The sequence below is a fragment of the Candidatus Pelagibacter sp. HIMB109 genome (genome assembly GCF_052048155.1).
Lineage (GTDB): Bacteria > Pseudomonadota > Alphaproteobacteria > Pelagibacterales > Pelagibacteraceae > HIMB114.
Genome location: NZ_JBNAIK010000012.1, coordinates 1 through 8065 on the forward strand (window position 1 = coordinate 1; position 8065 = coordinate 8065).

An 8065-nucleotide genomic window follows, 5' to 3' on the forward strand; every position below is an offset into this window, starting at 1 on the left:
TGTCTCTAAGTCTTTTTTATCTGCTTTGACTTCATATTTTTCAATCTCAATTTTGCTTAAATCAACTTTTTTAATTTCAGGAACTTTTTCAACTTCAATAGTAAACTCTAAATCTTTATCTTCGCCAGAAGACTTAATATCTATTTTTGGTTGACCGGCAGGTTTAATATTTTTATCTTTTAAGGCTTGAAATGCAGAATCGTTTAAAGTCTTCTCTATCACTTCACTATATAAAGCTTTTCCAAATTGTTTTTTTAACAATTCCCTTGGAGCTTTCCCTGGTCTAAATCCTTTAAGGTTAATTGTATCTTTTACTTCGTCGAGTTTTTTATCAATTTTTTCTTGAATTTCTTTTTTTGTTACAATGACACTTAATTTTGACTCTAATCCCTTTGATGATGTTACATTTACTTTCATTTTAATTCCTAATGGTGCGGGAGAAAGGACTTGAACCTTCACTCGTTGCCGAACTAGTTCCTAAGACTAGCGTGTCTACCATTCCACCACTCCCGCTGTTAAATTTGCAGCTTTTATAATGTTTTTAATCATTTTATCAATTATCGATTTTCCTTGGTTTATTGAGCTGTCCAAGCACCATCTATCGATATAGCTGAACCTGTTATTTCTGATGCCTCTTTTGAGCATAAAAAGTATATCAATTTTGCAATTTGTTCTTTTTTAACGAAATTTAATGACGGTTGCTTTTCTCTTAATAATTCAATTTCAGCTTCTTTGTTTGATAATCTTTTATTTTTTGCGATGACATCAATTTGATCTTGGATTAACTCAGTCAATACAAATCCTGGGCATATTGAGTTGCAAGTAATGTTCTCTTCTGCGGTCTCTAAAGCTACAACCTTGGATAAACCAACTAATCCATGCTTTGATGCAGTATAAGCTGATTTTTTCTTTGAAGCGATTAACCCATGGGTCGAAGCAATATTAATTATTCTTCCCCAATTATATTTTCTCATATGTGGCAGAGTTTCTTTAATAAAAAGATAAGGAGCGGTAAGGTTTATGTCCATCATGCTCCTCCATACTTTCTCAGGATATTTATCTATACTTTCAACATATTGAATTCCAGCGCAATTAACTAATACATGAATTGTTTTAAATTTTTTTATTGTAGCGTTTATAACCCTCTTTATATTTGAACTTTTTGTAAGGTCGATGTTAAAAAATAACGCCCTCGAAGATTTAAATTTTCTTTTAACGCTTTTAAGTTGTGAAGGCTTGCATTTACCGTTTATAATTACATTGTAGCCTTTTTGATAAAAATACTCACTTATAGACAGTCCTATAGCCCCCGTTGATCCAGTAACCAAGATAGTCTTTTTTCTCATATATTTTAACCTCTTTAATATATGCATAAATGCATATCTGACATAACTAAAAAACACTGCAATATTTAGCGTTTTTTAATAATTAGCTATTATCGAAAAATAAAAAAAGGAGTAAAAATATGAGCGCAGCTGATATTTTAAAAACAATTAAAGAAAAGGAAGTTGAATACGTAGATTTAAGATTTACGGACCCAAGAGGTAAGCTTCAACATTTAACGCAAGACATCTCTACAGTTGATGAAGGTTTATTAAATGATGGAGTGTTTTTTGATGGTTCGTCAATTGCTGGTTGGAAAGCAATCAATGAATCTGATATGGTTTTAAAACCAGATACAAGCAGATCATTTATTGATCCATTTATGTCTCACAATACACTAGTTTTATTTTGTGACATTTATGATCCAATTACAAAAGATAAATACGAAAGAGATCCAAGATCAACAGCTAAATTAGCTGAAGAATATGTGAAAAAATCTGGAGTTGGTGACACAGTATACTTTGGTCCAGAGCCAGAATTTTTTGTATTTGATGATGTAAGATTTGCTAACTCAATGAACAAAACAAGTTTTGAAATTGATAGTAGCGAAGGACCTTATAATACAGATAAAAAATATGAAGGTGGAAACTTAGGTCATAGACCTGGTATCAAAGGTGGTTACTTCCCAGTTCCTCCAGTAGACTCTGCTCAAGATTTGAGAGCTGAATGTTTAAAAGCATGTAAGGATATGGGTGTAAAAGTTGAAAAACATCACCATGAAGTTGCTCCCTCTCAGCATGAACTTGGAGTGTTGTTTGATACTCTGACTAGAAATGCTGACAACATGCAAGTTTACAAATATGCTGTGCAGCAAGTTGCAAACTCATTCGGTAAAACCGCAACGTTTATGCCAAAGCCAGTCAAAGGTGATAATGGTTCAGGTATGCATTGCCACCAATCAATATGGAAAGATGGGAAACCTCTTTTTGCTGGTGATGGTTATGCAGGTTTATCTGATACTTGTCTACACTACATTGGCGGAATTATTAAACACGCGAAAGCGATTAACGCTTTTACAAACTCAACAACTAACAGTTATAAAAGATTAATTCCTGGTTTCGAAGCACCAGTATTACTTGCTTATTCATCTAGAAACAGATCTGCAAGTTGCAGAATTCCTTTTAGCACAAGCCCTAAAGGTAAAAGAGTTGAAGTACGTTTCCCAGATGCAGCGGGTAACCCATATTTAACCTTTGCATCATTATTGATGGCTGGATTAGATGGAATTAAAAATAAAATTGATCCAGGCAAACCTTTTGATAAAGATTTATATGCTTTATCAGAAGAAGAGCTTAAAGGTGTACCAACTGTGTGCGGTTCACTAAGAGAGGCTGTTATATCCTTAGACTCAGATAGAAAATTCTTAACTGAAGGTGGAGTTTTCACTGATGATCAAATTGATGCATACATTGACTTGAAGATGGAGGAAATTCATAATTTTGAGCACACTCCTCACCCTATCGAGTTTCAGATGTATTATAGCTCATAATATATTAACAATTTTTCGATAATTAAAACCCCGGCATAAACTCCGGGGTTTTTTTTTATAATTGATAATTTCATAATTTTACTTAAAGGTTTGTTATGGCTATTTCAAAAACTTATTCCGCTAATGACATTGAAGTATTAGAAGGTCTAGCTCCAGTTAGAAAACGTCCTGGAATGTATATTGGTGGGACAGATGAGACCGCATATCATCACTTAGCAAATGAAATATTAGATAACAGTATCGATGAAGCAGTTGCTGGTTACGCAAAAGAAATAGTCGTTAAACTAGTTAATAAAAATACCATTACAATTTCAGATGATGGAAGAGGTATACCAATAGATAAACATCCAAAGAAAAAGAAAACGGCACTTGAAGTAGTCATGACTACCCTTCACTCAGGAGGTAAATTTAATGATAGTGTTTATAAATCATCAGCTGGATTGCATGGTGTGGGGCTATCAGTTGTTAATGCCCTTAGTTCTAAATTAAATATTCAAGTTACAAAAAGCTCTAAAATATACTCTCAAGATTATTCTAAAGGGAAAATATTAAATAAATTAAAAACTAAAGGTAAAAATAAAATAAAAAACGGTACGCAGATTACATTTTCTCCAGACCCTGAAATTTTTGGAAAAGATGCAAACTTTAAACCAGAAAAAATTTATGAATTAGCTAAAAACAAAGCATATCTTCAAAAAGGTATCAAAATTAATTGGGAATGTAACAAGGACTTACTTAATAGAAAAAGTTCAGTACCCTCAAAAGAAACATTATTATTCTCAAAAGGTTTAGAAGAATTTTTAAAAAATGAAATTAACCAAAATAATATTCTTCATGAAAAGGTATGTTTTCAATCTGGTAACTTAGAAGATAAAAAAGGTATAATAGAATTTGCGCTTCAATTTAATAAAGAAAAGATAAAATATAATAAAGCATTCTGTAATACCGTTTATAATATGAATGGTGGTACTCATGATGCTGGTTTTAGATCTGGAATAGCAAAATCAATTCGAAAATACGCAAAAAGTAAAAATAACAAAGTAGTAAATAAAGCAACTCAGGATGATATTTTTGATCAAGCAGCTTATATTGTTTCGGTTTATATCTCTAACCCAGAATTTGAAGGTCAGACAAAACATAAATTATCATCTAATTTTGTTCAAAAATATTGTGATGCTTTTGCAAGTTCAGCTTTTGATGAGTGGTTAAACAGAAATTCAAAAGCAGCAAAAAATATACTTAATGTTTTAGAAGAAAAAATTAGAGAAAAAAATATTTATGATTTAAATCAAAATGTTGAAAGACAAAGTGCATTTAGAAAAATAAGACTTCCAGGAAAATTATCAGATTGCACAAGTGATAAAACAGAGGGAACTGAACTGTTTATAGTAGAGGGAGATTCAGCGGGTGGTTCAGCAAAACAAGCACGAGACCGAATGACTCAAGCCATACTTCCCTTAAGGGGAAAAATTCTTAATGTTAAAAGTTCAAATGCAGCAAAAATTTTAGCTAATAGTGAAATCAATAATTTATTACAAGCATTAGGTTGTGGAAGAGGAAAAAATTATAGCAAAAAAGATTTACGATATGAAAAGATTATTATTATGACAGATGCTGATGTTGATGGTGATCATATCTCAACACTTCTTTTAACTTTTTTTATTTCAGAAATGCCTCAATTAATTTTGGATGGTCATTTATATTTAGCAGTTCCACCACTTTATAAGTTGAATATTTCTGGAAAATCAACATATGCTATTGATGAGAGTGAAAAAAATAAATTATTAAAAGATAATAAAAAAGCGAAAATAGAAATTAGTCGTTTTAAAGGACTTGGTGAAATGATGCCAGCTCAATTAAAAGAAACGACAATGAACAAAGAAACTAGAAAATTAATTAAAGTTGTCCTACCCGTCCAAAAACCTAAGATGAAAAAAACAAATAAACTTGTAAGTGATTTAATGGGAAAGAACGCTGAACTTAGATTAAAATTCATTTCAGAAAATGCAAATAAGAGTCTAAGTTTAGATATTTAAAAACGAATAATAATCAAACCTTAAAAATAAAAGTCCTTTAAATTCAAGGCTAATTTGGGTTCGATTGTCCAATTTATAAAGTTATATAAGAAAGTATAGAATTTTATAAGATGGTGCCCTCGGCCGGACTCGAACCGGCACTCCGCAAGCGGCAAGGATTTTAAGTCCTTTGTGTCTACCAATTCCACCACGAGGGCACATTGGGTTTTCTAATTAATTTATAAATCAAATGCAACTTAATTGATAATATAACTCACTTATACAACTGAATTAACTTTTTAACTTCAGTTTCGCAGTTTTTAATTTGAATTTCGTCAACAGATCTCAAAACCAATATTGTACCAGGCTTATCTTTAAAATATGGATAACTACCTATATCTATATCTTTATATTTATTTTGAATTTCTGATAAACCATCTGCTAAAACACTTTCTCTTAAGGCAGAGTCAATTGATATTGATAATATTTTTTTTCCATTTTTAATAATTTTATCTAAATAAGGAACCATGACTTGCAAGATGCTTGGTACTCCAGGTAAAACAAAAACATTTTCAACATAAAAACCAGCGGCAAAAGTTTTTGGATTAGGAATTAATTTTGCATTCTCTGGCATTTTTGCCATTTTTTTTCTTCCTTCATTAAAATCCTGATTTTTATAATAATTTTCAAGTAACTTATAGGCTTCCTTATGATATTGGTACTTTTGATTAAAAACTTTCGAAATAGATTCTGATGTAATATCATCATGTGTAGGTCCTATCCCACCTGTGGTAAAAACATAGGCAAACTTATTTCTCAACTCATTAACTGTATCAATAATTACTTGTTCTTTATCTGGAATAGCCCTAACTTCCTCAACACTAATACCTTTTTCATTTAACCACGTTGCAATAAAAGATGTATTCTTATCAACAGTTCTTCCCGACAAAATTTCATTGCCAATAATAATTATTCCTGCTGTAAATTCTTTTTTAAATTCCATATGAAAATTGAGCCTAAACTAATACACGTTAAATTTCTCAAAAGATATAAAAGATTCTTTGCTGATGTAGTATTAAATAAAAAAAAAATAACTTCTCACTGTCCAAATTCTGGTTCAATGCTTGGTCTTCTAGATGAAAATAATGATGCATGGATCTCTAAAAGCGATAACCCAAATAGAAAACTCAAATATACTTTAGAAATTATTAACGATAAAAAAAGTAATGTTGGTGTAAATACTCATAGAGCTAATAGAATAGTTGAGGAAGCTTTAGAAAATAAAAAAATTAAAGAACTTAAAAAGTTTACATCAATTAAGAGAGAGGCAAAATTTTCTAAAGAAACAAGGTTTGATTTTTTTTTAGAAAACAAAAATCAAAAAGCTTTTTTAGAAGTAAAAAACGTTACTCTTTGTAGACAAAAAAATATATCTGAATTTCCAGATGCGGTTACAACAAGAGGAAAAAAGCATTTGGCTCATTTACAAGATGCTATAAAGCAAGGTTATGAAAGTTATTTGCTTTTCTTGATTCAAAGAGAAGATTCTAAATCCATAAGAATAGCTTCTGATATTGATCCGAATTATTTTGATGAAATAAAAAAAGCAAAAGAAAAAGGTGTTAAAATCATTGCCTATTCTTGCAAAGTTAAAGATAACGAAATAACAATAATTAAAAGTATCAAAGTTATAATTTAATGGCTAAGTTTAATAAATATTACCCTGATGAATTTGAAAAATTAAGAAACGCTGGAAAAATATCATCGCAATGTTTAGATTTTATTTCTGATAAAATCAAACCTGGAATGAAAACACAAGAGATTGATAATTTATGTGTTAATTTTCTAAAAAAACATAATGCAGTATCTGCACCGCTTTTTTACAGAGGTTTTCCCAAATCTATTTGCACCTCTGTTAATCATGTCGTTTGTCATGGAATACCATCAGAAAAAATTTTAAAAGAAGGTGATATAGTAAATGTTGATGTAACGTCTTTTGTTGATGGTTTTCACGGTGATACTTCAAGAACTTATTGTGTTGGCAAAGTGTCTGTTAAAGCAAAAAATTTAGTTGAGATTACAAAGAAAGCTTTAGAACGATCTATCAAAATTTTAAAACCTGGGATTCATTTAGGTGATATTGGCTATGAAATTCAAAGTTTTGTTGAGAGCAATGGTTACTCGGTCGTTAGAGACTTTTGTGGACATGGAGTTGGAAGAAATTTTCATGAAGAACCCAATATTCTTCATTACGGAAAGAGAGGAACCGGTCCAAAATTAGAGGAGGGAATGGTTTTTACAATTGAGCCTATGATAAATGCAGGAAAATATGAAACTAAGCTTTTAAATGATGGGTGGACCGCAGTAACAAAAGATAAATCTCTATCAGCACAATTCGAACACACTGTGGGTATAACAAATAATGGGTATGAAATTTTTACCCTTTCATAATACAATAGTTTAATGATTCCACGATACTCAAGGCAAGAGGTGGCTCAAATTTGGGAGCCAATGAATAAATTTAAGATTTGGCTAGATATTGAAATATATGCAGCACAAGCAATGGAAAAATATAAAATTATTCCAAGAGGAGTAGCTGCAAAAGTAAGAAAAAAATCAAAAATTAATATTAAAAGAATAGATGATATTGAAAAAAAGACCAAGCACGATGTAATTGCTTTTTTAACATCTATTGCGGAAAAAGTTGGCCCAGAGGCTAAATACCTCCATCAAGGAATGACATCATCTGATGTATTAGATACTTGCTTTAATTTGCAACTTAAACAAGCTGGAAAAATACTTATTCAAGATATTGATAAACTTTTAAAAACATTAAAAGCTAAATCAAAGAAATACAAGAATACTATTACAATTGGTAGAAGTCATGGAATTCATGCTGAGCCTGTTACATTTGGTTTAAAACTCGCAACTTATTATGCGGAATTTAAAAGAAATAAAAAGAGATTAGAGCAAGCAATTGAGGAAATTTCAACATGTGCAATCTCTGGAGCTGTTGGAACATTTGCTCACATAGGGCCTAATATCGAAAAGTTTGTTGCAAAAAAACTTGGCTTAAAACCAGAGCCAATCTCTACACAAATAATTCCAAGAGATAGGCACGCTCAATTTTTTAATACTCTAGCATTAATAGCTAGTTCAGCAGAAAGATTAGCAACTG

At 30.9% G+C, this 8065-nt stretch carries 8 protein-coding genes and 2 tRNA genes; 5 read left to right on the forward strand and 5 right to left on the reverse strand.

What is annotated here, in order from left to right; genetic code table 11:
* The 3 genes from ACTTAQ_RS05855 to ACTTAQ_RS05865 all read right to left on the reverse strand — a co-directional run.
* Window positions 1-417 (reverse strand): trigger factor (locus ACTTAQ_RS05855; protein ID WP_440696396.1); only part of this gene is annotated, 417 nt, incomplete at its 3' end.
* Window positions 418-429: 12 nt separating this feature from the next.
* Window positions 430-513: transfer RNA gene (locus ACTTAQ_RS05860), tRNA-Leu, on the reverse strand.
* 62 nt (window positions 514-575) lie between these two features.
* The gene (locus ACTTAQ_RS05865) at window positions 576-1346 is read right to left on the reverse strand and encodes a 3-hydroxybutyrate dehydrogenase (RefSeq protein ID WP_440696398.1); all 771 of its coding nucleotides are present in this window, start codon (window positions 1344-1346) and stop codon (window positions 576-578) included.
* Window positions 1347-1465: 119 nt separating this feature from the next.
* Here ACTTAQ_RS05865 and glnA point away from each other — a divergent pair, with 119 nt between their 5' ends.
* Both glnA and ACTTAQ_RS05875 read left to right on the forward strand, forming a co-directional pair.
* A complete protein-coding gene (gene glnA, locus ACTTAQ_RS05870; RefSeq protein WP_440696400.1) occupies window positions 1466-2872 on the forward strand; it encodes a type I glutamate--ammonia ligase in 1407 nt (468 codons plus the stop codon).
* 95 nt (window positions 2873-2967) lie between these two features.
* On the forward strand, window positions 2968-4908 hold the full coding sequence (locus ACTTAQ_RS05875; RefSeq protein WP_440696402.1) for a DNA gyrase/topoisomerase IV subunit B: 1941 nt from the start codon (window positions 2968-2970) through the stop codon (window positions 4906-4908).
* 111 nt (window positions 4909-5019) lie between these two features.
* On the opposite strand, the gene ACTTAQ_RS05880 is transcribed toward ACTTAQ_RS05875, so the two are convergent.
* Together ACTTAQ_RS05880 and ACTTAQ_RS05885 are read right to left on the reverse strand one after the other, a co-directional pair.
* Window positions 5020-5105, reverse strand: a tRNA-Leu gene (locus ACTTAQ_RS05880).
* Window positions 5106-5161: 56 nt separating this feature from the next.
* Complete coding sequence (locus tag ACTTAQ_RS05885) at window positions 5162-5890, reverse strand: competence/damage-inducible protein A (protein WP_440696404.1); 729 nt, start codon at window positions 5888-5890, stop codon at window positions 5162-5164.
* Between ACTTAQ_RS05885 and sfsA the strand changes: the two genes are divergently transcribed.
* The 3 genes from sfsA to ACTTAQ_RS05900 form a co-directional block, all read left to right on the forward strand.
* On the forward strand, window positions 5891-6586 hold the full coding sequence (gene sfsA, locus ACTTAQ_RS05890) for a DNA/RNA nuclease SfsA (RefSeq protein WP_440696406.1): 696 nt from the start codon (window positions 5891-5893) through the stop codon (window positions 6584-6586).
* Window positions 6586-7338 carry a type I methionyl aminopeptidase gene (gene map, locus ACTTAQ_RS05895; protein ID WP_440696408.1) on the forward strand — a complete coding sequence of 251 codons (753 nt, stop codon included), beginning with the start codon at window positions 6586-6588 and terminating at the stop codon, window positions 7336-7338. Before sfsA ends, map begins: the two co-directional genes overlap by 1 nt.
* 12 nt (window positions 7339-7350) lie before the next feature.
* On the forward strand, window positions 7351-8065 hold a 715-nt coding region (locus ACTTAQ_RS05900), incomplete at its 3' end, for a lyase family protein (protein WP_440696410.1).

Coding starts and splice junctions, on each gene's coding strand:
- glnA (WP_440696400.1), top strand. CDS start 1,466: ATGAGCGCAGCTGATATTTTAAAAACAATTAAAGAAAAGGAAGTTGAA.
- ACTTAQ_RS05885 (WP_440696404.1), bottom strand. CDS start 5,890: ATGGAATTTAAAAAAGAATTTACAGCAGGAATAATTATTATTGGCAAT.
- sfsA (WP_440696406.1), top strand. CDS start 5,891: ATGAAAATTGAGCCTAAACTAATACACGTTAAATTTCTCAAAAGATAT.
- ACTTAQ_RS05865 (WP_440696398.1), bottom strand. CDS start 1,346: ATGAGAAAAAAGACTATCTTGGTTACTGGATCAACGGGGGCTATAGGA.
- map (WP_440696408.1), top strand. CDS start 6,586: ATGGCTAAGTTTAATAAATATTACCCTGATGAATTTGAAAAATTAAGA.
- ACTTAQ_RS05875 (WP_440696402.1), top strand. CDS start 2,968: ATGGCTATTTCAAAAACTTATTCCGCTAATGACATTGAAGTATTAGAA.